Source organism: Tsukamurella sp. II2bb, assembly GCF_057815145.1.
In genome coordinates this window covers 75,252-97,314 of the sequence record NZ_JBYPZI010000005.1, presented here as the reverse complement: position 1 = coordinate 97,314, position 22,063 = coordinate 75,252, and the positions used below count along the sequence as shown (strand labels likewise).

General features: G+C 71.9%; 24 protein-coding genes. 10 read left to right on the top strand and 14 right to left on the bottom strand.

Annotated features, from left to right (window positions below; all coding sequences use genetic code 11):
• Nucleotides 1-92: 92 nt before the first annotated feature.
• Nucleotides 93-464 carry a hypothetical protein gene (locus tag AC21LY_RS12880; RefSeq protein ID WP_489046882.1) on the top strand — a complete coding sequence of 124 codons (372 nt, stop codon included), beginning with the start codon at nucleotides 93-95 and terminating at the stop codon, nucleotides 462-464.
• Nucleotides 454-744 (top strand): hypothetical protein, encoded by a 291-nt coding sequence (locus tag AC21LY_RS12875; protein ID WP_489046881.1) that lies wholly within the window; start codon nucleotides 454-456, stop codon nucleotides 742-744. Before AC21LY_RS12880 ends, AC21LY_RS12875 begins: the two co-directional genes overlap by 11 nt.
• Here AC21LY_RS12875 and AC21LY_RS12870 read toward each other — a convergent pair.
• From AC21LY_RS12870 to AC21LY_RS12850, 5 genes are all read right to left on the bottom strand, one after another.
• Nucleotides 741-968, bottom strand: coding sequence for a hypothetical protein (locus AC21LY_RS12870; protein WP_489046880.1), 228 nt, complete (start codon nucleotides 966-968; stop codon nucleotides 741-743). The genes AC21LY_RS12875 and AC21LY_RS12870 overlap by 4 nt on opposite strands.
• Nucleotides 965-1,168, bottom strand: coding sequence for a ribosome modulation factor (locus tag AC21LY_RS12865; protein WP_489046879.1), 204 nt, complete (start codon nucleotides 1,166-1,168; stop codon nucleotides 965-967). The genes AC21LY_RS12870 and AC21LY_RS12865 overlap by 4 nt, the downstream gene beginning before the upstream one ends.
• Before the next feature lie 389 nt (nucleotides 1,169-1,557).
• Nucleotides 1,558-3,135 (bottom strand): VWA domain-containing protein, encoded by a 1,578-nt coding sequence (locus tag AC21LY_RS12860; RefSeq protein ID WP_489046878.1) that lies wholly within the window; start codon nucleotides 3,133-3,135, stop codon nucleotides 1,558-1,560.
• A 45-nt stretch (nucleotides 3,136-3,180) separates the two neighbouring features.
• The gene (locus AC21LY_RS12855; RefSeq protein ID WP_489046877.1) at nucleotides 3,181-4,272 is read right to left on the bottom strand and encodes an MBL fold metallo-hydrolase; all 1,092 of its coding nucleotides are present in this window, start codon (nucleotides 4,270-4,272) and stop codon (nucleotides 3,181-3,183) included.
• Between the two features lies 1 nt (nucleotide 4,273).
• A complete protein-coding gene (locus AC21LY_RS12850) occupies nucleotides 4,274-5,008 on the bottom strand; it encodes an enoyl-CoA hydratase (protein ID WP_489046876.1) in 735 nt (244 codons plus the stop codon).
• A 23-nt stretch (nucleotides 5,009-5,031) separates the two neighbouring features.
• Here AC21LY_RS12850 and AC21LY_RS12845 point away from each other — a divergent pair, with 23 nt between their 5' ends.
• Entirely contained in the window at nucleotides 5,032-6,126 is a 1,095-nt protein-coding gene (locus AC21LY_RS12845) for an NAD(P)-binding domain-containing protein (protein WP_489046875.1), read from the top strand.
• A gap of 258 nt (nucleotides 6,127-6,384) precedes the next feature.
• Here AC21LY_RS12845 and AC21LY_RS12840 read toward each other — a convergent pair whose 3' ends face one another.
• Nucleotides 6,385-7,194, bottom strand: a complete 810-nt coding sequence (locus AC21LY_RS12840; RefSeq protein ID WP_489047150.1) for an aldo/keto reductase — start codon at nucleotides 7,192-7,194, stop codon at nucleotides 6,385-6,387.
• Nucleotides 7,195-7,261: 67 nt separating this feature from the next.
• Here AC21LY_RS12840 and AC21LY_RS12835 point away from each other — a divergent pair, with 67 nt between their 5' ends.
• Entirely contained in the window at nucleotides 7,262-8,770 is a 1,509-nt protein-coding gene (locus tag AC21LY_RS12835; RefSeq protein ID WP_489046874.1) for a carboxyl transferase domain-containing protein, read from the top strand.
• 33 nt (nucleotides 8,771-8,803) lie between these two features.
• On the opposite strand, the gene AC21LY_RS12830 is transcribed toward AC21LY_RS12835, so the two are convergent.
• Nucleotides 8,804-10,039 carry an Nramp family divalent metal transporter gene (locus AC21LY_RS12830; protein ID WP_489046872.1) on the bottom strand — a complete coding sequence of 412 codons (1,236 nt, stop codon included), beginning with the start codon at nucleotides 10,037-10,039 and terminating at the stop codon, nucleotides 8,804-8,806.
• Nucleotides 10,040-10,125: 86 nt separating this feature from the next.
• Between AC21LY_RS12830 and AC21LY_RS12825 the strand changes: the two genes are divergently transcribed.
• Together AC21LY_RS12825 and AC21LY_RS12820 are read left to right on the top strand one after the other, a co-directional pair.
• Nucleotides 10,126-10,377 carry a FitA-like ribbon-helix-helix domain-containing protein gene (locus AC21LY_RS12825; RefSeq protein WP_489046870.1) on the top strand — a complete coding sequence of 84 codons (252 nt, stop codon included), beginning with the start codon at nucleotides 10,126-10,128 and terminating at the stop codon, nucleotides 10,375-10,377.
• On the top strand, nucleotides 10,374-10,790 hold the full coding sequence (locus tag AC21LY_RS12820; protein WP_489046869.1) for a type II toxin-antitoxin system VapC family toxin: 417 nt from the start codon (nucleotides 10,374-10,376) through the stop codon (nucleotides 10,788-10,790). Before AC21LY_RS12825 ends, AC21LY_RS12820 begins: the two co-directional genes overlap by 4 nt.
• Nucleotides 10,791-10,810: 20 nt before the next feature.
• Here AC21LY_RS12820 and AC21LY_RS12815 read toward each other — a convergent pair whose 3' ends face one another.
• The 5 genes from AC21LY_RS12815 to AC21LY_RS12795 form a co-directional block, all read right to left on the bottom strand.
• Complete coding sequence (locus AC21LY_RS12815; RefSeq protein WP_489046868.1) at nucleotides 10,811-12,406, bottom strand: hypothetical protein; 1,596 nt, start codon at nucleotides 12,404-12,406, stop codon at nucleotides 10,811-10,813.
• Nucleotides 12,407-12,562: 156 nt separating this feature from the next.
• Nucleotides 12,563-12,922, bottom strand: coding sequence for an FKBP-type peptidyl-prolyl cis-trans isomerase (locus AC21LY_RS12810; RefSeq protein ID WP_126194976.1), 360 nt, complete (start codon nucleotides 12,920-12,922; stop codon nucleotides 12,563-12,565).
• A gap of 51 nt (nucleotides 12,923-12,973) precedes the next feature.
• On the bottom strand, nucleotides 12,974-14,266 hold the full coding sequence (locus AC21LY_RS12805) for a citrate synthase (protein WP_489046867.1): 1,293 nt from the start codon (nucleotides 14,264-14,266) through the stop codon (nucleotides 12,974-12,976).
• An 87-nt stretch (nucleotides 14,267-14,353) separates the two neighbouring features.
• A complete protein-coding gene (locus AC21LY_RS12800) occupies nucleotides 14,354-15,241 on the bottom strand; it encodes an aldose 1-epimerase family protein (protein WP_489046866.1) in 888 nt (295 codons plus the stop codon).
• 104 nt (nucleotides 15,242-15,345) lie between these two features.
• Nucleotides 15,346-16,008: a TetR/AcrR family transcriptional regulator gene (locus tag AC21LY_RS12795; protein ID WP_489046865.1), complete on the bottom strand. Its 663-nt coding sequence runs from the start codon at nucleotides 16,006-16,008 to the stop codon at nucleotides 15,346-15,348.
• Nucleotides 16,009-16,116: 108 nt separating this feature from the next.
• Between AC21LY_RS12795 and AC21LY_RS12790 the strand changes: the two genes are divergently transcribed.
• A complete protein-coding gene (locus AC21LY_RS12790) occupies nucleotides 16,117-17,037 on the top strand; it encodes an SDR family NAD(P)-dependent oxidoreductase (protein ID WP_489047149.1) in 921 nt (306 codons plus the stop codon).
• Nucleotides 17,038-17,045: 8 nt separating this feature from the next.
• On the opposite strand, the gene AC21LY_RS12785 is transcribed toward AC21LY_RS12790, so the two are convergent.
• Nucleotides 17,046-18,272 carry an MFS transporter gene (locus tag AC21LY_RS12785; RefSeq protein WP_489046864.1) on the bottom strand — a complete coding sequence of 409 codons (1,227 nt, stop codon included), beginning with the start codon at nucleotides 18,270-18,272 and terminating at the stop codon, nucleotides 17,046-17,048.
• 54 nt (nucleotides 18,273-18,326) lie between these two features.
• A complete protein-coding gene (gene pdxH / locus AC21LY_RS12780) occupies nucleotides 18,327-18,959 on the bottom strand; it encodes a pyridoxamine 5'-phosphate oxidase (RefSeq protein ID WP_489047148.1) in 633 nt (210 codons plus the stop codon).
• A gap of 33 nt (nucleotides 18,960-18,992) precedes the next feature.
• Between pdxH and AC21LY_RS12775 the strand changes: the two genes are divergently transcribed.
• The 3 genes from AC21LY_RS12775 to sepH are packed head-to-tail and all read left to right on the top strand — an operon-like array spanning nucleotide 18,993 to nucleotide 22,059.
• Nucleotides 18,993-20,096: a citrate synthase 2 gene (locus AC21LY_RS12775; protein WP_489046863.1), complete on the top strand. Its 1,104-nt coding sequence runs from the start codon at nucleotides 18,993-18,995 to the stop codon at nucleotides 20,094-20,096.
• A 3-nt stretch (nucleotides 20,097-20,099) separates the two neighbouring features.
• Nucleotides 20,100-21,236 (top strand): phosphoserine transaminase, encoded by a 1,137-nt coding sequence (serC, locus tag AC21LY_RS12770; RefSeq protein ID WP_489046862.1) that lies wholly within the window; start codon nucleotides 20,100-20,102, stop codon nucleotides 21,234-21,236.
• Nucleotides 21,237-21,261: 25 nt separating this feature from the next.
• Nucleotides 21,262-22,059 carry a septation protein SepH gene (gene sepH / locus AC21LY_RS12765; RefSeq protein ID WP_489046861.1) on the top strand — a complete coding sequence of 266 codons (798 nt, stop codon included), beginning with the start codon at nucleotides 21,262-21,264 and terminating at the stop codon, nucleotides 22,057-22,059.
• The last annotated feature ends 4 nt before the right edge of the window (nucleotides 22,060-22,063 follow it).

Genomic DNA, 22,063 nt, shown 5'->3' with positions numbered 1-22,063 from the left:
GAGGGACTCCCGCCTCCCATCGCGGCGGCACCCGTGGCTTAGTGGCTCGCAATTTCCGTATTACAACCGAGATCCGCCGGAAGGAGCCCGTGATGGGGCGCAGAATGACCGAGGGCCGCAAGCTGCGGCGCCGCCTTGACGCCGCGCTGGCCGCTGAAGCGTCGCGCCTGGGCCGGACGCTGGTGTGGGACGACCGAGAGCTCGAGTACCTCGCGCTCGCCGAGGGCGCGGCCGACCGTCGCGCCGATCTCCTCGCGCTGCTCGCGTCCGAGCAGGCCGGCGCCGCGGGCACGGCGCTCATCGTGAAGCTGAACACCGAGATCCGGGCACAGGACCGCGCCCTCGTCGACCTACTCGGCCGGATCCACATCGGCGAGGGGCCGGCCAAGAGCGTGCGGCACCAGAGGGCGGTACAGGTCCGGTGGGACCGCCAACGTGAGCAGGAGGCGACCGGTGGCGCGTAGCGTCGGCCCCTCAGCGGCCACCACCGCGCGGGGACTCCTCGCGGGCCTCGTCGAGCACTGGGACTCGCTCATCGGCACCTACGGCGACCGTGTCGACGTGCCCGACGGCTGCTTCGTCGCGCCGTGGCCGGAGCAGATCGAGCGCGTGGAGGCCGGGCGGCCAGTCGTGGTCACCCGGGTGGAGCTGACGGCCGCGTGCCGCCTCGCCGGGCTACCGGCCCCGCCGGCGGGTCACCGGTTCCGCGTCGACGCCGACGGGCGAATCACGCGGCTGGCTTAGCTGCTATCGGACCATCTCACGACCAGGTCGACCGCGGCGGGCTCGACGTCGGTCACGGTGGCGATGAGGTCGCGCGCTTGCTGCTCGACTTCGTCGCGGTGGCGTGCCTGGGTGAGACCTGAAGTGTTGATCGCGCCGTCGGGGCCGCGGTGGCCTACGAGCTGTGGCACGTCGACCATCCACCAGCCGCTCTCGCGGGTCACGTTCACGCTGTACAGGCTCATGCCCGCATGGTGCTACGACGGTGCGACAGGTACGCCTGCCGGGCGGGCGAGGTCGCGAGCCGGTCGGCGAGCATCTGCCGGTATCCGGCGCGCCACATCTGGGCGAGCACGGGCGTGGTGTTGCCGTCGTACGGGTTGGCGGCGCCGAGCGGGGCGGTCAGGCCGGCGCGGCGGGCGTCGAGGATCTCGATGACGGTCACGGACGGTCTATGGGCCAGGCGGAGGTCTGGTGCTCGGCGAGCGGGTTGGTGCATCGGACGTACCCGACCGGGCCAAGGCCCGGTTGGTCTGCCTCGAGGTACACCTGCGGCGCGTTGCACCTCGGGCATGGGAGCTTCGCGCGCGCCTGCAGCTCTCGTCGACTCGCCATGTGTCGACGGTAGCGCGACACGGCCAACGCTCAGCGCTTATTCGGCGCTATTGCCCCGAATCCGGGCCTACCTACCGCCATTTCGTCACAGCTTCGGTGCGCCGAATTGCGTTGCCTACCAACATATACAGCAACGTTTCGACACCCTCCGGAATGCAACGTCTCAGAAAGATCAGGTCGCAGGTTCGATTCCTGTCGGGGGCACGTCGACGGCGCGGGTCACTTCGCGCGCTTGGCGATCGCGGTCACGAAGTCGGCGAGCATCTGCTCCTCCGTATCGGCCGACTGGGCGGTGCCGCCGGTGGCATCCGCGATCTTCTTCAGCGCCGGCAGGTCGGCGTCCTTGCTGATCCCGACGGTGTGGATGTTCACCGGCCGCGACGGGTCCACCAGCTTCTTCAACTCCGCGACGAGCTCGTCGAGCGTGGTGCCGCCGTTCTTCTCGTTGCCGCCGTCGCTGAGCAGGATCACCGAGTTCGAGTACGCGGGGTCGAAGTCCTTCACGGCCTGCCGGTAGGCCGCCAGCGTCGAGTCGTACAGCCCCGTGCCGCCGCGGACGCGGCCGGGCAGCGAGTTCACCGCGTCGAGCAGCAGTTGGCGCTGGGTCTTGTCGCCGCGCCTGTCGGACAGGCGCGCGGTGGGCACGACCTCGGTCCAGTCCTTACCGCCGTTCGTCGCGAGCGAGAAGGTCCACAGGCCGAGGGCATTGGTGTCCGGGATCTGGGTGACGACCTTGGTGAAGCCGGAGGCGAGCATCCCGATCCGGGTGGTCGCGCCGACCTTCTCGTCCATCGAGCCTGAGGTGTCGACCACCACGAGCGACTTGAGCGGCACGGCGAGCGTCGAGAACGCCTGCTGGGCGCGGGCGAGCCGGGCACGGTCCGGGTCGGGCAGAGCGGTCACCGCACCCACGCCGCCCGACGGTGCCTCCGCGAGCGAGGTCCCGCGCAGCCCCTCGCGCGCGAGCGCCGCGAGGCCGTCCGCGGACGTGAACGCCGTGGTCAGCCGCTTGCCGGCCGCGCTCGCCGCGGCCTGGCGGTCGCCGGTCGCGGCCACGGCGAGCAGCAGCTCGTCGCGCGGAGCACCGGTCTTCGGGACCACGGCCGCCACGTCGCCCCGGGCCTTCTTCGCGGAGAGATAGGCGTACTCGGGGACCACCACGACGCCGCCCTCGGCGGCCGCCGCCTGCACGGGCTCGGCGCCCACCCGCTTGGCGGCCTGGGCGTACGCGGCCAAGGTGGTCGTCAGGGCCTGCTGGTCGGAGCCCGGGCGGGACGCCTCGGAGAGGGCCGCGACGACGGCCGCCTCCGCATAGGGGGAGTCCGCGGGCACGGCGCGGATGGTCGGCTGCGCCATCGCCTCGAGCCAGCTGGCGGGCTGCGGGACCGACGCGCCCGCCAGCACGAGCGGCGAGCCGGCGACGGGGGTGGTCGGCAGCTCGCGGCCGAGCTGGGCGGAGACCGCGGCGGCGCGGGATCTCGACGGGGCCAGCCACAGATCCGCTGCGCCGGAGCTCAGCCGCCCGGCGGCCTCGCGGTCCGGGGCTTCGCTGACCGCGATCGTCGTGCACGTGTCGGAGGCGAGCGCCGCCTGCGCCCGGACGGCCGGGGCCAGCGTCGGGTCGGTCAGCACGGTGACGGTGTCCGAGGTGCCGCAGCGCTCGAACCTGCCGCCCGCGATGGTGACGATGCCGGCCACGAGGACCGCGACCAGACCCACGCCGAGCAGGATCCGTGCGATGGTCCGGCCACGCGGTGTCGGCGCGGCCGAGTCACCCGGCGCGTAATGACGACCCATGAGTGCAGTGCCGCTCTTTCTGGAGGCTGTTTCTTCCGTGCCAGGCTAGCGGACCGTCGACCACCAGTCGGGCGTACCAGGCACGACGGCACCGTCGACCCTGCCGCCCGGCATGGGGATGACCGTGGTGACCCCGGCCTCCTCCGCGGCGGCGAGGAGCCGCTCGACGGGCTCGGACCAGTCGTGGAAGGCGAGGTTGAAGGTGGCCCAGTGCACGGGGACGAGCGGCGCACCGGGCTTGGCGATCATCGCGTGGATCGCGACGGCCTCCTCCGGGTTGGTGTGCACGTCGGGCCAGAGCGGGTCGTAGGCGCCGATCGGCAGCAGCGTCAGGTCGAACGGGCCGAAATGGTCGCCGACCAGCTTGAACCGCTCGGTGAAGCCGGTGTCGCCGCCGAAGAAGACGGAGTGCTCCGGGCCGACGAGCGACCAGGACGCCCACTGCGTGGAGTTGCGGGTCAGGCCCCGGCCGGAGAAGTGCCGGGCCTCGGTGCACACGACCTTGAGGCTCTTCCCGTCCCGGTGCAGCACATGCGCCTGATCCCAGTCGAGCTCGACGATGCGGTCCTCCGGGACGCCCCAGGCGCGCAGGTGGCCGCCCACGCCGATCGGGACGCAGAAGATCGTCTCGCGGTCGCGGGCCAGCTCGTCGATGGTGGGCAGGTCGAGGTGGTCGTAGTGGTCGTGGCTGATGATCACCGCGTCGATCGGCGGCAGCGCACTGAGCGCGACCGGGACGGGGTGCAGTCGCGCGGGGCCGATGGTCGGCGACGGGGACACCCGCTCGCCCCAGACCGGGTCGGCGAGGATGCGGAATCCGTCGACCTCGATGAGTACCGACGAGTGCCCGTACCAGGTCACGGCGAGGTCGGAGGCCCGCTCCGGGGCGGGCACCGCGGCCAGCGGGATCGGCCTCGACGGCCGGCCCTGGCCGTGCCGGGCGCGGCCGACGACGCCGCGGGCGATCTTGCCCGCGTCGAAACGCTCGTGCGGGCTGTCCGGGTCGGAATTGGTGTAGACGGTGTCGACCCGGGCGCCCATGGAGCGCCGCAGGCCGCGCGCGGCGCGCGCGATCGAGGCCCCAGCGACGCCTGCGGCGGCTCCCGCAGCGAAGGCGGCGGCGGTGCTCGGTTTCACGTCAGCGACCCTGGAAGCGCGGCTCGCGCTTCTCGATCCGCGCCATGATGGCCTCCTTGAGGTCCTCGGAGTCCCACACCGCGTGCAGGCGGGCCTCCTCGGCCTCGGTGAGCGGCTCGACCGCGACGTCGGTCTTGAAGAGCTGCTTGTAGTTCTGCAGCGACAGCGGCGCGAGCTTGGCGACGCCGCGGGCGAAGTCGAGGGCGGCCTCGCGGTCGCCGATCGCGTTGGCGAAGCCGAGCTGCTCGAGCTGCGGCGCCTCGAGCTTCTTCGCGGCCATGAGCACGCTGCGCGCGTGACCGCCGCCGACCAGGTCCTCGAGGCGGCGCAGCGTCCACTTGTCGATCGTGACGCCGAGCGTGGCGGCGGGGATCGCGATCGCGGCGCTGGGGTCCAGCACCCGCAGGTCGGCGACCATGGCCATCTGCACGCCGGCGCCGTACGCGGGGCCGTTGAGCGCCGCCACCACGATCTGCTTCATCGCCTCGACGCGGCGGTAGAACCGGATGACCCGCTCCATGAAGCCCTTGTCGAGCACCGCGCCCGAGCGCAGGTCGGCGCCCGCGGAGAAGACGGTGCCCTGCCCGGTCAGCACGATGACGAAGACCTCATCGGCCTCCGCGCGGTCGAAGGCCTCCTCCAGACCGTCCATGAGCTCGGGGTTGAGAGCGTTCCGGGCCTCGGGGCGCTGGAACTCGATGACGGCGACCTTGTCCTCGCGGGTGTATCCGATCATGGCCCGCAATCTACGCTACGGGGGTGAAGGATGTCGTCGTGGTCGGAGCCGGCCAGGCCGGATTGTCGGCCGCCTATTTCCTTCCCAGATTCGGGGTCGAGAACTCCGTCGTGCTGGACCACAACACCGGTCCGGGCGGCGCGTGGCGGCAGCGCTGGCCCTCCCTGACGCTCCGCGCGGCGAACCGCGTGCACGACCTGCCGGGCTGGGGACTGCAGGACGCGCTCGGCACGGATTGCGATGACATTCCGGCCTCGACCGGCATCGCGCAGTACTTCGGCGAGTACGAGAAGCGGTTCGGGATCGACGTGCACCGGCCCGCCCACGTCGCGTCGGTCTCGCGCTGCGACGGCGGCTTCCTCGTCGCGGGGCACGGCGCGGAGGGCCCGTTCGAGTACCGGACCCGCGCCGTCATCAATTGCACCGGCACCTGGGACAGCCCCTTCTGGCCGACGGTCCGCGGGGCCTCGTCGTTCCGCGGCGTGCAGTTGCACGCGCACGACTACCGCACCGCCGAACCCTTCGCCGGGAAGCGGGTGGCCGTGGTCGGCGCCGGAATCACCGCGGTGCAGTTGCTGCTCGAGATCGCCGAGGTCGCGCAGACGGCCTGGTTCACCCGCCGCGAGGTGCAGTGGGACGACACCCCGTTCGATCCGTCCAAGGGACGCAGGGCCGTCGCGCGCGTCGAGGAACGGGTGCGGGCGGGCCTGCCGCCCGGCTCCGTGGTCTCGGTGACGGGGCTGCCGATGACCGAGGCGATGCGCCGCGGCGTCGAGGCCGGGGTACTGGTCCGGCAGCCGATGTTCCGTGCCCTCACGCCCGACGGTCCGCTGCTCGCCGACGGCACGCAGCTGGCCGCGGACGTGATCCTGTGGTGCACCGGCTTCCGCTACTCGATGGACCACCTCGCACCGCTGAACCTGCGCTCCCCCGGCGGCGGCATCGTCATGACCGGCCGCCTCGCCACCGAGGTCGCCGGCGAGCCGCGGCTGCACCTGCTGGGCTACGGCCCGTCCGCATCGACCATCGGCGCGAACCGGGCGGGAAGAGAGGCGGCGCGAGCGATCGCCGAGGTTGTCGGCGGCGAGGTGGGTACTGACCGGGTGGGGCGGGAATGACGCGGCTCGCTTAGACCTCGCCCCCTCGTGGTCGCGTCCAGTACGGCCGTCGTCTGACCCGGGTCCTTCGGGACCAGAAGTTGATGTACGGGCGGCTCTCCGATTGTGTCCGAGGTGGACAAGGTTGCCGCGCATCATCTTTCGAAGGATTCTGCGACGCATCCGGCCCCGGAGAGCGCAGAACCCTTCGAAAGGTGTGGGCGGCGGCGGGTCGAACCCCGGGAGCCGCACCGCGGCGCCCGGGGCCGGACCGGCGAATCAGCGGAGGTTGAACTCCGCCGGGTTCGGGCCGATGCGCTCGCCGGGGAGGGCGCTGATCCGGGCGACCTCGTCGTCGGAGAGGGTGAAGCCGAAGACGTCGAAGTTCTCGGCGATCCGGGCGGGCGTGACCGACTTGGGGATCACGATGTTGCCCAGCTGCAGGTGCCAGCGCAGGATCGCCTGCGCCGGGGTCACGCCGTGCGCCTCGGCGATCGCGACGATCGCGGGGTCCTTCAGCGACTCCCCCTGCCCCAGCGGCGACCACGCCTCGGTGGCGATGCCGTGCTCGGCGTGGAAGGCCCGCAGCTCGTCCTGCGGCAGACCCGGGTGCAGCTCGATCTGGTTGACGGCCGGGGTCTGCCCCGTCTCGTCGATCACCCGGCGCAGGTCCTCGATGCGGAAGTTGCTGACGCCGATCGCCTTCGCCCGGCCCTCGGCGGCGATCCGCTGGAAGGCCTTGAAGGTGTCCACGTAGCGGTCGTACTCGGGGACCGGCCAGTGGATGAGGTAGAGATCGACGTAGTCGGTGCCGAGCCGCTCGAGCGAGGCGTCGAAGGCGCGCAGGGTCTCGTCGAAGCCCTGGTCCGAGTTCCACAGCTTGGTGGTGAGGAAGACCTCGTCGCGGGCGAGGCCGCTCTCGGCGATCGCGCGGCCGGTGCCGGCCTCGTTCTCGTAGACCTTGGCGGTGTCCACGCTGCGATATCCGACGCGCAGGGCCTCGGCGACGGCGGCGCGGGCACCGTCGTCCGACACCTGCCAGACGCCGAAGCCGAGCTGGGGGATGCTGGTTCCGTTATTGAGCTTCACGTTCGGTACGGTCATGGCCCTTCCCAACGCATCCGTCCGGCCCGATGTTCCCAGTAACCTCGATCCCATGGCGATCACGGCGCAGGACCTCATCGATGCGATCCTCGACCGCGGCACTTTCACCAGCTGGGACGGCCCCCTGCTCGACGTCCATCCCGACGGGGAGTACGCCGCCGCGCTGGAGCGCGCCCGGGAGCGCTCGCATCACGACGAGGCCGTGATCACCGGCGAGGGCCGCATCCGCGGGCAGCGGGTCGCGCTGATCGCGTGCGACTTCGCCTTCCTCGGCGGGTCAATCGGCGTCGCGGCGGCCGAACGGATCGTCACCGCCGTCGAGCGCGCGACCGCGCTGCGGCTGCCGCTGCTCGCGACGCCCACCTCGGGCGGCACCCGGATGCAGGAGGGCACCGTCGCCTTCCTGCAGATGGTCAAGATCTCGGCGGCGATCACGCTGCACAAGCGGTCCGGCCTTCCCTACCTCGTCTACCTGCGCGATCCCACGATGGGTGGGGTCTTCGCGTCCTGGGGCTCGCTCGGGCACGTGACCATCGCCGAGCCCGGGGCGCGGATCGGCTTCCTGGGCCCGCGGGTCTACGAGGCCCTGCGCGGCGAGCCCTTCCCCGACGGGGTGCAGACCGCCGAGCACCTCTTCGAACGCGGCCTGATCGACGGGGTGGTGCCGCTGCGGTTCGTCCGGCTGCTGGCGCACCGGGCCCTGCGGGTGCTCGCCGGGGTGCAGGACGCCGACCCCCTGGCCCCGCACCTCGGCGTCCGGGAGGAACTCGAGGCCGCCGACGACGGCACCCCCGCCTGGGACTCGGTGCGGATCAGCCGCGAACCGGCCCGGCCCGGCGTGCGCGCCTTCCTGCGGCATTCGGCCACGGACCGGCTGCCGCTGTCGGGCACCGGCGAGGGCGAGACCGACCACACGCTGCTGCTCTCCCTGGCCCGGGTGCAGGGCTATCCGTGCGTGGTCGTCGGGCAGGACACCACCGCCGCCGACGGTGCCGCTCCCCCGCTGCTCGGCCCGGCGGCGCTGCGCGCGACCCGGCGCGGCATGCGCCTCGCGGCCGAGCTGAACCTCCCCCTCATCCTCGTTATCGACACCTGGGGCGCCGCCCTCTCCCCCGAGGCGGAGGAGGGCGGCCTCGCCGGGGAGGTGGCGCGCAGCCTCTCCGATCTGGTCACCATCACCGTCCCGACGGTGTCCGTCCTCCTCGGGCAGGGCACGGGCGGCGGCGCCCTGGCGATGCTCCCGGCGGACCGGGTGCTGTGCGCACAGCACGCCTGGCTGGCGCCGCTGCCGCCCGAGGGAGCCAGCGCGGTGATGTACCGGGACGTCGAGCACGCCGCCGAGATGGCGGCGCGGCAGCGCATCCGCTCCGCGGATCTGCTGGCGGACGGCATCGTCGACCGGGTGATCCCCGAGCGCCCCGACGCGGCGGATGAGCCTACGGAGTTCTCCCGTCGGGTCGGGCTGGCGGTGAGCGAGGCTCTGGCGGAGCTGTCCCTCATCCCCGCGCCGATCCGGATCAGCCGGCGCCTGGACCGCTACCGCTTCCTCGGCACCCGCTGACTCGGCACCCGCGACAGCCCGGAGTTCGACGGCTCAGCCGCGGAGGGTGAGGACGATGAGTGCCGCGTTCAGCGCGACGATGAGCACGCCGGCGAGGGCGGACGCCCAGCGCAAGGGGGCACCGTCGGCGAACTCCCCCATGAGGGCCCGGTCCGAGGTGTACCGGCGCAGGGGCAGGAGCGCGAACGGGATGCCGAAGCTGAGCACCACCTGCGAGATGATCAGCGCCTGCGTGGGCGGCACGCCGATCGCGAGGACGCCGATGGCCGGGACCATCGTCACCAGGCGGCGCACCACCAGCGGAATCCGCCGGCGCAGCAGGCCCGCCATGATCGTGCCGCCCGCATAACTGCCGACCGACGTGGACGCCAGCCCCGAGGCGAGCAGCCCCACCGCGAACAGCGCGGCGACGACCGGGCCCAGCGCGTCCCGGACCGCGGCGTGGGCGCCCTCGATGGAATCGGTACCCTCGCGGCCGTACAGCGCGCTCGCCGCGAGCACCAGCAGCGCGATGTTCACCGCGCCGGCGATGACGAGCGCGAGCACCACGTCGATCCGGGTCACCGTCAGCAGCCTGCGCGCGCGTTCCACGCCCGACGGGGCGCCGTGCCGGTCGACGACCAGCGCGGAGTGCAGATAGATCGCGTGCGGCATCACGGTGGCGCCGAGCATCGACGCCGCGAGCAGCACCGTCTCCGTGCCCTGCAGGCGCGGCACGAGCCCGCCGAGGACGGCGGCACCGTCGGGCGGCGCGACGATCAGGCCCGCGAGGAAGCCGACCACGATGATCGCGAGCAGGCTCATGACCGCGAGTTCGAACCGGTACTGGCGCCGGCCGTCGGCCAGGGCGAGCAGCGCCGTCGAGATCACGCCCACGATCAGGCCGCCCCAGACCAGCGGCACGCCGAAGAGCAGGTTCAGCGCCAGCGCGCCGCCGATGACCTCGGCGATGTCGGTCGCAGCGGCGACGAGCTCGGCCTGCCCCCAGAAGGCGAGACGGGTGCGCCGCGACAGCCGGTCGCCGAGCACCTGCGGCAGGGACCGGCCCGTGACGACGCCGAGCTTGGCGGACTGGTACTGGATCATCACCGCCATTGCGTTCGCCAGCACCAGGACCCAGACCAGCAGGTACCCGTACTTCGCGCCGGCGGTGATGTTGGCCGCCACGTTGCCCGGGTCGACGTAGGCGATCGCCGCGACGAACGCCGGGCCCAGCAGCATCAGCGCACGGACCGGGGACGTTCTGCGCGCGGCGGTGTCGGTGAGCACGTTCAGAGGGTATGCGAAGCTCAAGTTTCGGGCAACCGAAACTTGTGACTCATGTCAGCATTGCTGTCAGTGCTAGCATTGCAGTCATGGCGACGCTGACGATCCGCAACCTGCCCGACCACGTCAAGGAGCGGCTACGGGTGCAGGCGGCGGAGAACGGCAGATCGATGGAGGCGGAGGCGCGCGTGATACTCGAGGAATCCCTGGGGGGCGGCCCGGCGGTGGATATCAGCTGGGTCGAGGCGTTTCTGGACATCGGCCGCAAGTACGGCCCGATCGAGCTCGACATCCCAGAGGACGAGCCCGTGTCGTTCGCGACATTCGACGAGCAGCCGTGATCATCCTCGACACCAACGTTCTCTCGGCGTTGATGACGGACGATGTCCGGCACGGCCCCGTCATTCGTTGGGCGACGGCGCTGCCCGAGAAGCCGGTCACCACGACCATCAATCGTGCTGAGATCCTGCGGGGCATCGCGCTACTGCCGGACGGCGCCCGCAGACGCGGCCTGCGGCAGGACGCGGACGCCGCGTTCGGCGGACTCCGCGCGTGCCTGCCATTCACGGATGCGTGCGCCGACGCGTTCGCCGATGTCGTCGCTCTCCGCAAGTCGGCGGGGCGCCCGATCGGAACGATGGACGCACTCGTCGCTGCGATCGCGATCGTGAACAAGTCGGGTATCGCGACCCGCGATATCAGCGACTTCGACGGCCTGGGCCTGCGGCTGATCGACCCCTGGTCGGAGGCCTGACGGGGCGGCCCGCGCTCGGCTCAGCCGCCCCGGGTGCCGGGCTGCAGGATGGGGAAGCCCGGGGCGCCGGTGCGCGTGGGCACGGGCCTCGGCACCGTGGTCGTGGTGGTCGGCGCCACCGGCCCCGTCTGCACCGGGCCGGTCCTGGTCGGCACGGGCCTGGTCGGCACCGGCCTGGGCACCGTCGTCGTCGGCGGAACCGTCGCGATCGTGGTGGGCACAGCGGGGGTCGCGGTCGTGGTCCGAGGCGGGGTGATCCGCGTCGACGGTGCCACCGGCGCGGTCGGCTGGACGGGGACCGGGGCCGCCGTCGTGGTCTGCACGTCCGTCGCGCCCGACGGTGCCGTGCTCTCCGGCCCGGTGGGCGCCACGCGCGCGCCCGTGGGGATGCGCGCCCCGGTCGGGGCGGTCGCGCTCTCGGGCGTGGTGGCCGGGGTCGTGACAGCCGGGGCCGCTGCGCCCGATGTCGGTGCCGCTGATGTCGCGCCGGCCGATGCCGCCGGGGTGGCGGGACCCGAGGTCGCTGCTCCCGAGGTCTTCGCCGCGGCGGTCGTCTCCGCGGTCCGCGCCGTGGAGGCGACGGTCGCGGCCACGCTGGTGCCGACGGCGGCGTCGAGGGCCGCGACCGATCCGGCCTGGATCGGCGCACCCTGCAGGGCCGCGGCCACGGGTGTCGTCACCGCGGCGTTCGTGTTGGCGTTGCCGGCGACGGCGGCGCCGGGCAGGGCGAGGATCGGCTCGACCTTCGGCGAGGTGGGCAGGGCGGCCAGGACCACGCCGGGTGCGACCGGCGCGGTGGCGTTGGCGCCGGCCGCCGTGTAGACCGGCGCGACGATCCGCGCCTGATCCCGCACGTCCACCGCCCGGCCGGGCGTGACGGCCCAGACCGGATAGAAGGGGTCGGTGTAGCCGGGATTGACGCGGCGGTAGGGGTTGTTGCCGAGGTTCAGGGTCATCGACGTGGAGATCACCGGCTGCGGCATGGGGCGGGTCCAGCCGCGCGGATACACCCACATGACCGGCACGTCGGCGCGGAATCCGGGCTCGAACCACGGGGTCGGGTAGCCGGGCTGCAGCCACGGACGGGGCATGCCCGGCATCCACGGCAGGACGCCGAGCCGGCGGCCGTACAGGGTCCAGCAGATCTGGGCCTGACGCTCGACCCCGGCGATCCACGAGTTCCAGCTGCCGGTCTCACAGATCGTCCGGTACACGACGATCTGCTGCGGCGTGTAGTACCAGGGGATGTAGTTCGCGGGCCGCACCAGCGGCTCGGGCACCACCGGCTGCGGGGCCACGGGCAGGCCCGGCACCTCGGGCGCCGGCGGGTAGTAGACCGTGGTGTTGTTGTTGGTCGCGGTGACGGTGCCCTGCGGCAACCCGGCGTTGACCGCCGCCTGCGCGGCGACCGGGTCGCCCACCATCATGACGTCCTTCGGCGGCACCGCGACGCCGTCGGTCTGGAAGGCGCCGGGGTTCGACGTGAACATGTCGCCCGTGACCTGGGAGAAACTGATCGGCGAGTCCTCCTTCGAGGCGTCCTTGCCGCAGCCCGCCACCAGGCCGGCCACCGACAGGACCGCGATCGCCGCGGCTGAAAGCTGAACCTTGTTCACTTGTCTCCTCAACACCCCACGCCGACGCCGAAGGCGACGCCGTGCACCCCTTGTCTTCCGTCTCAGTCCCACGCACCGCCGCTCGACCGGATCGGACCACAAACGCGAGGGTCCCGCACCGTCGAACGACGGTGCGGGACCCTTCGTACGGACTTGTTACTTCACGCCGAGCAGGTCGATCACGAAGACGAGCGTCTTGCCCGACAGCCGGTGGCCGCCGCCGGCGGGGCCGTAGGCCAGGGCCGGCGGGCAGATCAGCTGGCGGCGTCCGCCGACCTTCATGCCGGGGATGCCCTCCTGCCAGCCCGCGATGAGGCTGCGCAGCGGGAAGTTGATCGACTCGCCGCGGCTCCAGGAGGAGTCGAACTCCTCGCCGCTGTCGAACTCGACGCCCACGTAGTGCACGTCAACGACGCTGCCGGGCTGGGCCTCGGCCCCGTCGCCCACGACGATGTCCTTGATGACGAGCTCGGTGGGCGCGGGGCCCTCGATGAACTCGATCTCGGGCTTGGTCATTGACACTCCTTTGATCAGGCGGTGCAGGTTGTCTCGCCGAATGGGCGGCATTCAGGCACCGGGGTAGTCACGGGCGGTCGAGCCCGTGTAGATCTGCTGAGGACGGCCGATCTTGGTGGTCGGGTCCTCGTGCATCTCGCGCCAGTGGGCGATCCAGCCGGGAAGCCGGCCGAGCGCGAACAGCACCGTGAACATGCGCGTCGGGAAGCCCATCGCGCGGTAGATCAGGCCGGTGTAGAAGTCCACGTTCGGGTAGAGCTTGCGCTCGATGAAGTAGTCGTCGTGCAGCGCGACATCCTCCAGGCCCTTGGCGATATCGAGCAGCTCGTCGGACACGCCGAGCAGCTCGAAGATGCGGTCCGCGGTCTGCTTCACGATCGCCGCACGCGGGTCGTAGTTCTTGTAGACGCGATGCCCGAAGCCCATGAGCTTCACGCCGTCTTCCTTGTTCTTGACCTTGTTCATGAAGGCCGTGGTGTCGCCACCGGAGGCCTTGATGTCGTCGAGCATCTCGAGCACGGCCTGGTTGGCGCCGCCGTGCAGCGGGCCCCACAGGGCGTTGATGCCGCCGGAGATCGACGTGAACAGGTTCGCGTTCGACGAGCCGACCAGGCGCACCGTCGACGTGGAGCAGTTCTGCTCGTGGTCGGCGTGCAGGATGAGCAGCATGTCGAGGGCCTTGACGATCTCCGGGTCGACCTCGTAGGGCTCGGCCGGGAAACCGAAGGTCATCCGCAGGAAGTTCTCGACCAGGCTCAGCGAGTTGTCCGGGTAGAGCATCGGCTGACCGACGGACTTCTTGTAGGCGTAGGCGCAGATGGTCGGGAACTTGGCGAGCAGGCGGATGGTCGAGAGCTCGACCTGCGCCGGGTCGTTGTGGTCCAGCGAGTCCGGGTAGTACGCGCTCAGCGCGTTCACCGCGGAGGAGACGACGGGCATCGGGTGCGCGTTGCGGGGGAAGCCGTTGAAGAAGAGCTTGAGGTCCTCGTGCAGGAGGGTGTGCCGCTGGATCTTCGCCGTGAACTCCGCCAGCTGCTCCGGGGTGGGCAGCTCACCGTGGATGAGCAGGTAGCTGACCTCGATGAAGGTCGACTTCTCCGCGAGCTGCTCGATCGGGTATCCGCGGTAGCGCAGGATGCCCGCATTGCCGTCGATGTAGGTGATGGCCGACTTGCACGACGCCGTGTTGACGAAGCCGTTGTCGAAGGTGCTGTAGCCGGACTGCGCGAGGAACTTACCGAGCGCGATGCCGTCTGCACCCTCGGTCGCCTTGACGATCGGCAGCTCGATCTGGCCGCCGGGGTAGGCGACCGTAGCCTTCGCGGTGTTGTCATCGGTGGACAATGTTCGTATCCCCTCGCTGTAGTCGGCGGATAAAAGCTACCTGGCTAGAACCTAGCGGTATCGCGGTTCCTCGCGAAAACGAGGGTCTCACCGAATGCCCCATCGCGTGCTCCACACGCCCTCCGGAGCGAGCCGGATCACGTCCGTTCCGGTGTGGAGGGCGTTGCCCGGCGCCGACATCGGCTCCACCGCCAGCGCCCGCCCGCGGCCCGGGTAGCCCTTGCCGTTCACGGGATCGGCGATGAACACCTGCGCCCAGGGCAACGACGGTGCCGTCCACAGCTCGGCCTCCCCCGCCGGTCCCCGCACCACGTACCGGCCGCCCACGTCGGTGAACGGGGTGTCGATCTGCACGCCGTCGAGGGCGCGCGGGGCGCGGTAGTCGTACTCCGTCCCCTCGACGGTGCGCGGCGCACCGTCGGGCAGCAGACGCCCGTCGAGGGGCTGCCAGCGCCCGGCACCGAGCTCCAGGGTGTAGGCGTCGACGGGGTCGTCCCCGACCCGCAGGTAGGTGTGGAAGCCGACGGCGAGCGGGAGGTCCCGGTCACCGTCGTTGCGCGCCTCGAAGAGGCAGGTCAGCCCGTCGTCGGCGACGGAGTAGCGGATGCGCAGATGCAGGTCGAAGGGCCAGCCGGGGTGCCGGCCGACGTCGCGGACGAGGGTCACGGCGTCGGGCGCGACCTCCACGTCGTCCCAATCGGCGCGGCGCACCAGCCCGTGGTCGGCGGTGCCGGTGGCGTCATTGGTGACCTCGAGCCGGTAGACCTCGCCGTCCCAGCTGTAGATACCGTCCTCGGTGCGGCCCGGCCACGGCGCGAGGACGAGCCCCGCGGACAGGGGCGGCCGCTCCCCGAGGGGCCATTCCTCCGTGAGTGCGACGCCGGCGCGCCGCAGGCCGCGCAGCCCCGCACCGGTCCGGGCGATCTCCGCGACGTAGTCGCCGGACACGATCGTGAAGCCAGGTTGCACCGACATGGGCGCAATAGTACGGGCGGTCGAGGGACGGCGAGCGGTGTCGCGTCCACCCCCGCGGCGTGCAACCCCGTGCAACGCCGCCGTGCGACGCCGCCGTGCGACGCTCAGCGCGCGAGCGTGCCGGAGATCACGGTGGCGACCGCGGCGTGCAGCGCCGGCACCAGCTCGACGCGGAAGACCGCGAGGTCCGGGTCGACCAGGTACGCGCTCTCGCACAGCCGGGACTGCTCGGACTGCGTGTAGAGCGCGCCCGCGAGCGTCAGGAGCAGGGAGCCGACCGCGGGCGCCCGGTCGCCCAGCTCGGGGATCGCGCGGTTCAGCACGCCGGCGAGGGCGCCGAGCCCGGCGAGGGCGGCGCGCTTGAACCGCACGATCGCCTCGGTGGAGACATTGCGTTCGAGCACCGAGGCCTGGGCGGCGACCAGGTCGAGCAGGCCGGGATGCGCCGCGCCGACGCGGGCGAAGACGCCGGCGAAGGCCTCGACCCGCTCGGCGACCGGGGCACCGTCGCACTGCTCGGCCGTCCACGCCTCGTCGAGCTCGAGGATGCACGCGGAGGCGGACCGCATGAGCACCTCGAGCAGTACCTCCTCGCGGGACTCGAAGTACCTCAGCACGTTCGACTTGGCGAGGCCGACGCGGCGGCTGAGCTCGCTGAGGGTGAGGGCGGCGACGGGCATCTCGCGGAGCATGCCCGTCGCCGCGGTCAGGATCGCCTCCCGCCGCTCCTGCCGCTGCTCCGCGCTGCGCGCTCGCTGGAATCCCACGATGGGCGATTTTACAGACCGCCGTTCTCTTGACAGCAGAACGGCGGCCTCTTACCGTCGATGACAACAGACCGGCGGTCTCTTAACCGTCGGCGGAACCCGAGGAGCATCGTGAGCTGGACCGAGAACGACATCCCCACCCAGGCCGGACGGGTCGCCGTCGTCACCGGCGCGAACACCGGCCTCGGCTTCGAGACCGCGCGTGCGCTCGCGCAGAAGGGCGCCGAGGTGGTGCTCGCGGTGCGCGACACCGACAAGGGCGCCGCGGCCGCCCGGCGCATCGCCGCCGTCGCCCCGGGGTCGACGGTGCGCGTGCAGCGCCTCGACCTCGGCTCGCTGGCGTCGGTGGCCGAGGCCGCGGCGGAGCTGCGCGCGAGTACCCCCCGGGTGGACCTGCTGATCAACAACGCCGGCGTGATGTACCCGCCGAAGCAGACCACCACCGACGGCTTCGAGCTGCAGTTCGGCACCAACCACCTGGGCCACTTCGCCTGGACTGCGCAGGTCCTCGACCTGCTGCTGGACGTGCCCGGCTCGCGGGTGGTGACGGTCGCGAGCATCGCCCACCGCATCCGCGCGGCCATCCACTTCGACGATCTGCAGTGGGAGCGCTCCTACGACCGGGTCGCGGCCTACGGTCAGAGCAAGCTCGCGAACCTGCTCTTCCATTACGAGTTGCAGCGCCGGCTCGCCGCGCGCGCATCGGGCGAGCACGGCACCGTCGCCGTGGCGGCGCACCCGGGCATCGCCGATACCGAGCTGGTCCGCAACCTGCCCGCGGTGCTGCAGAAGGCCCAGGTCGTCGCGCCGCTGTTCTCCCACGACGCCGCGCACGGCGCCCTCCCCCAGCTGCGGGCGGCCACCGATCCCGCCGTCCTCGGCGGCCAGTACTACGGTCCGGACGGCCTCGGCGAGCGTCGCGGCGCCCCGCGGGTCGTCACGTCGAGCGGGCAGTCCTACGACCTGGACCTGCAGCGTCGCCTGTGGGGCGTCTCCGAGGAGCTCACGGGAATCACCTTCCCCCTCTGACGCGGGGGTCAGCGGGTGACGCGGTAGCGGACGAAGGCGGGGACGGCCAGCGCCGCGAGCACGGTGAAGACGATCACCAGCACACCGCCGCCGGCCGCGGCCATCGCCGCACCGGCGGTCGCGGCCGCGGCGCCGTGCACGGCGTCGCCGATGCGGGGCCCACCCGCGACCACCACGATGAAGACGCCCTGCAGGCGGCCGCGCATGTCGTCGGTCGCGGCCTCCTGCAGCATCGTCGTGCGGAAGGCCGCGGAGAACATGTCGGCCGCGCCGCCGAGCGCGAGCAGCACCAGTGCCGCCCACAGCCAGCTGAAGTGCGCCGCGACGCCGAACCCGCCGATGGCCACGCCCCACAGCACGACCATCACCACCACCGCCAGGCCCTGGCGGGCGACGCGCGAGGTCCAGCCGGAGAGCACCCCGCCGAGCACGGCGCCCACCGACATCGCCGCGAAGAGCGCGCCGAAGACGAAGCCGCCCTCCATCGGATCACCGAAGTTCTCGTGCGCGATCTGCGGGAACAGCGCGCGCGGCATGCCGAAGACCATCGCGATGATGTCCACGACGAAGCTCATCAGCAGCACCTTGTGCCCGGCGAGGTACCGGAAGCCGTCGATCACCGAACTCAGGCCCAGCGACTGCCCCTTGTCCTCGGGCTTGATCGAGGGCAGCTTCCACACCGCCCAGAGGGTGAGCATGAGCGAGCAGGCGTCCAGCGTGTACAGCCAGTGCACGCCGATCACGGGGATCAGGGGCGCGCCGAGCATGGGTCCGGCGATCGCGCCGAACTGCATCACGGTCATGTTGAGCGAATTCGCGGCGGGCAGTTGCTCGGGCGGCACGAGCCGGGCGTAGATCGCCGACCGCGTGGGCTGGTTCACCCCGAAGAAGGCCTGCTGCAGGGCGAAGGCCCCGAGGATCAGCCAGACGTTGTCGGGCAGCAGCGCCAGCATCAGGGCGGTGCCGGCCAGGCCCAGGGTGGTGCCGATGATCACCAGGCGACGGTCCAGGGCGTCGGCGATCGCGCCGCCCCACAGGCCGAAGATCACCAGCGGGACCAGGCCGAAGACGCCGGTCAGGCCGACGTACGCCGACGATCCGGTGATCGCGTAGATCTGGGCGGGCACGGCGACCGCCGTGAGCTGCGCCCCGATGACGGTGACGATGCCCGTCCACCACAGCCGCCGGTAGTCGGGGTTACGCAGCGGCCGGGTATCGGCCAGGAGTCTCGGCACCGAAAGATCCTACGACTTCCTCAGCACATCCCGCGACCCGGAGCCGCCCTCGGTCTAGGGCTGCAGGCGCACCGGCGTGTAGTCCGGCGCCACGAGGCGCACCCGGTTGTGCACCCGGTTCTCCCGGCCCTGCCAGAACTCGACGACCTGCGGCGCGATCCGGTAGCCGCCCCACTCCGGCGGCACCGGCACGTCGGCGCCCTCGAACCGGGCCTCGACCTCGGCGAAGCGCTCCGCCATCTCCGCCCGGGAGGCGACGGGCCGGGATTGATCCGACGCCCACGCGCCGAGCTGCGAGCCGCGCGGGCGCTCGGCCCAGTAGGCCGCGGTCTCCTCCGGGGTCACCTTCGTGACCGAGCCGCGCACGTGCACCTGCCGGTGGATCGCGATCCACGGGAAGGTCACGGCGGCGACGGGGTGCGCCTCGACGGCGCGGGCCTTGTCGGAGCCGTAGTTGGTGTAGAAGACCACGCCGCGCTCGTCGAGGCCCTTGCACAGCACGGTGCGGGTGGCCGGGAGCCCGGAAGCGTCGACGGTGGCGAGCACCATCGCGTTCGGTTCGGGCGCCCCGGCGGCGACGGCATCGTCGAACCAGGACCGCCAGAGCGCCACCCAGGCCGTGCCCCCGTCCCCGATCAGATCCTCGGGCTGCAGGTCGAAGGAGTCGCCGTCGTACTTCTCGCGCATCGCAGACAGGTCCACGGCACTAGGGTAGCCACCATGACTGAGATTCCCGGCGGGCTCGAGGGCGTCGTCGCCTTCTCCACGGAGATCGCGGAACCGGACCGGCAGGGCGGTGTGCTGCGGTACCGCGGCGTCGACGTGGCCGATCTGGTCCGTCACCGGGTCACCTACGGCGAGGTCTGGGGCCTGCTCGTGGACGGCGAGTTCGGCAATCCGCTGCCCGCCGCGGAGCCCTTCCCGCTGCCGATCCACAGCGGCGACGTCCGCGTGGACGCGCAGGCCGGCCTCGCGATGCTGGGCCCGCTCTGGGGCTTCGAGCCGCTTCTCGACATCGACGATGCCACCGCCCGCGAGAACCTGGCCCGCGCCTCGGTGATGACGCTGAGCTTCGTCGCCCAGTCGGCCCGCGGCCTGGAACGCCCCGCGGTGCCGCAGCGGATCATCGACCAGTCGCCGACCATCACGCACCGGTTCATGACCCGCTGGCACGGCGAGCCCGATCCGGACCACGTGCGCGCGATCGACGCCTACTGGGTGGCGGCCGCCGAGCACGGCCTCAACACCTCCACGCTCACCGCGCGGGTCATCGCGTCGACGGGGGCCGACGTCTCGACGGTGCTCTCGGGTGCGGTCGGCGCACTGTCGGGCCCGCTGCACGGCGGGGCACCGTCGCGTGTGCTGCCGATGCTCGACGAGGTGGTGCGCACCGACGACCCCCGCGGCGTGGTGGCCGCCCGGCTCGACCGCGGCGAGAAGATCATGGGCTTCGGACACCGGGTCTACCGCGCCGAGGATCCGCGCGCCGACGTGCTCCGCTCGGTCGCGCGGGAACTGCGCGCTCCCCGCTACGAGGCCGCCGCGGCGCTGGAGCGGGAGGCCAACGCCCTGTTCGCCGAGCGCCGCCCGGACCGGGCGATCTCCACGAACGTCGAGTTCTGGGCGGCGGTGATCCTCGACTACGCGGGTGTCCCGCCGCGGATGATGCCGGCCATGTTCACCTGCGCGCGGACCGCCGGCTGGTGCGCGCACATCCTGGAGCAGAAGCGGGCGGCCAAGCTGATCCGGCCGTCGGCGCAGTACACCGGCCACGGCCCGCGGCGGCCGGAGGATGTTCCCGGATGGGACACCATTAGGCTCTAGGCCATGACGATCGAGATCCCTGCCGCGCTCAAGCCCGTCGACGGACGCTTCGGCTGCGGCCCGTCCAAGGTCCGGCCGGAGCAGCTGCAGTCGCTCGTGGACACCGGCGCGTCGGTGTTCGGTACCAGCCACCGGCAGAAGCCGGTCAAGGACGTGGTGGGCCGCGTGCGCGAGGGCCTCAAGGACCTCTTCTCCCTGCCCGAGGGCTACGAGGTGGTGCTCGGCAACGGCGGCACCACCGCCTTCTGGGACGCCGCCGCCTTCGGCCTGATCCGCGAGCGCAGCCAGCACTTCACCTACGGCGAGTTCAGCAGCAAGTTCGCGAGCGTGGCCAAGGGCAACCCGTTCATCGGCGATCCGGTCGTCGTCTCGAGCGATCCGGGCACCGCCCCCGAGCTGCTGGTGGACAACGGAGCCGACGGCCCTGTTGATCTGATCGGCTGGGCGCACAACGAGACCTCGACGGGCGTCGCGGTGCCGGTCAGCCGCCTCGCCGGCAGCGAGAACGCGCTCATCGCGATCGACGCCACGTCGGGCGCCGGCGGCCTGCCGGTGAACATCGCCGACACCGACGTCTACTACTTCGCGCCGCAGAAGTGCTTCGCCGCCGACGGCGGCCTCTGGGTCGCGCTCATGAGCCCCGCCGCCCTGGCGCGCGTCGAGGAGATCAAGGCCTCGGGCCGCTACACCCCCGAGTTCCTGTCGCTGCCCATCGCGGTGGACAACTCGAGCAAGAACCAGACCTACAACACCCCCGCCCTGGCCACGCTGCTGCTGTTCGCGAACCAGATCGAGTGGTTGAACGGCAACGGCGGCCTGGACTGGGCCGTGGGCCGCACCAAGGACTCCAGCGACCGCCTGTACCAGTGGGCCGAGGCCAGCGAGTTCGCGACGCCCTTCGTCGCCGACCCCGCGCTGCGCAGCCAGGTCGTCGGCACCATCGACTTCGACGAGAAGGTCGACGCCGCGGCGGTCGCGAAGACGCTGCGGGAGAACGGCATCGTCGACACCGAGCCGTACCGCAAGCTGGGCCGCAACCAGCTCCGCATCGGCATGTTCCCGGCGATCGACCCCGAGGACGTCACCGCTTTGACCACGTGCATCGATTTCGTGGTCGAGCGCGTGTCGGCCGACGCGTAGCGAATCGAAGAACTACCCTTGCACCATGCAGGAACTGCGGGCCACGGGACTGAGCGACGACGGGACGTCGGTGGTCTGCGAGGGCCGCGCGGGACGTTTTCGCGTGCCCATCGACGAGATCCTCAAGGCCGCCGTGAGCGGTGAACTCGACGGCGGCACGCAGACGGAACTCGAGCTGGGCGCCGACCTCTCGCCGCGGGACATCCAGGCCCGCATCCGGGCCGGCGCCACCGTCGAGGAGATCACCGAGCTCACCGGCGCGCCGAGCCACCGGATCAAGCGCTTCGCCGGCCCGGTGCTGCTCGAGCGCTCCCGCGCGGCGGAGATGGCGCAGCTCGCGCATCCCGTGCGCGGCGACGGTCCCATGCACGCCACCCTCGCCGACGTGGTCCGCACGGCGCTGGCCGAGCGCGGCCACGCCGACACCACGGAGTGGGACGCCTTCAAGGGCGCCGACAACCGGTGGGTGGTCTCGATCAGCTGGAGCGTCGGCAAGTCGCGCAACCAGGCGCAGTTCCGGTACGCGCCGGGCGCGCACGGCGGCACCGCGAGCCCCGTCGACGACACCGCCCGCGGACTGCTGGATCCCGACGCGCGGCAGGGCCTGCGGAGCATCGAACGCGCGCACGACGAGCCCCTGCGCGCCGTGCCCGGTCCCGTCGCGGCCGGGCCGGTCGTGGAGGGCACCGTCGAACCGCGGTCCGAGCGCCGGCCCGCCCCGGCCCCCGCGGCCGCGGTGGGGCAGCAGCACGGCCGCCGCCATCCCGAGATGCCGTCCTGGGAGGACGTGCTCCTCGGCGTCCGCGGCGGGAAGAACGGATAGGGGC

Coding starts and splice junctions, on each gene's coding strand:
- AC21LY_RS12880 (WP_489046882.1), top strand. CDS start 93: ATGGGGCGCAGAATGACCGAGGGCCGCAAGCTGCGGCGCCGCCTTGAC.
- AC21LY_RS12870 (WP_489046880.1), bottom strand. CDS start 968: ATGAGCCTGTACAGCGTGAACGTGACCCGCGAGAGCGGCTGGTGGATG.
- AC21LY_RS12860 (WP_489046878.1), bottom strand. CDS start 3,135: ATGGGTCGTCATTACGCGCCGGGTGACTCGGCCGCGCCGACACCGCGT.
- AC21LY_RS12850 (WP_489046876.1), bottom strand. CDS start 5,008: ATGATCGGATACACCCGCGAGGACAAGGTCGCCGTCATCGAGTTCCAG.
- AC21LY_RS12835 (WP_489046874.1), top strand. CDS start 7,262: ATGGCGATCACGGCGCAGGACCTCATCGATGCGATCCTCGACCGCGGC.
- AC21LY_RS12825 (WP_489046870.1), top strand. CDS start 10,126: ATGGCGACGCTGACGATCCGCAACCTGCCCGACCACGTCAAGGAGCGG.
- AC21LY_RS12810 (WP_126194976.1), bottom strand. CDS start 12,922: ATGACCAAGCCCGAGATCGAGTTCATCGAGGGCCCCGCGCCCACCGAG.
- AC21LY_RS12800 (WP_489046866.1), bottom strand. CDS start 15,241: ATGTCGGTGCAACCTGGCTTCACGATCGTGTCCGGCGACTACGTCGCG.
- pdxH (WP_489047148.1), bottom strand. CDS start 18,959: ATGCGCGAGAAGTACGACGGCGACTCCTTCGACCTGCAGCCCGAGGAT.
- AC21LY_RS12775 (WP_489046863.1), top strand. CDS start 18,993: ATGACTGAGATTCCCGGCGGGCTCGAGGGCGTCGTCGCCTTCTCCACG.
- serC (WP_489046862.1), top strand. CDS start 20,100: ATGACGATCGAGATCCCTGCCGCGCTCAAGCCCGTCGACGGACGCTTC.
- sepH (WP_489046861.1), top strand. CDS start 21,262: ATGCAGGAACTGCGGGCCACGGGACTGAGCGACGACGGGACGTCGGTG.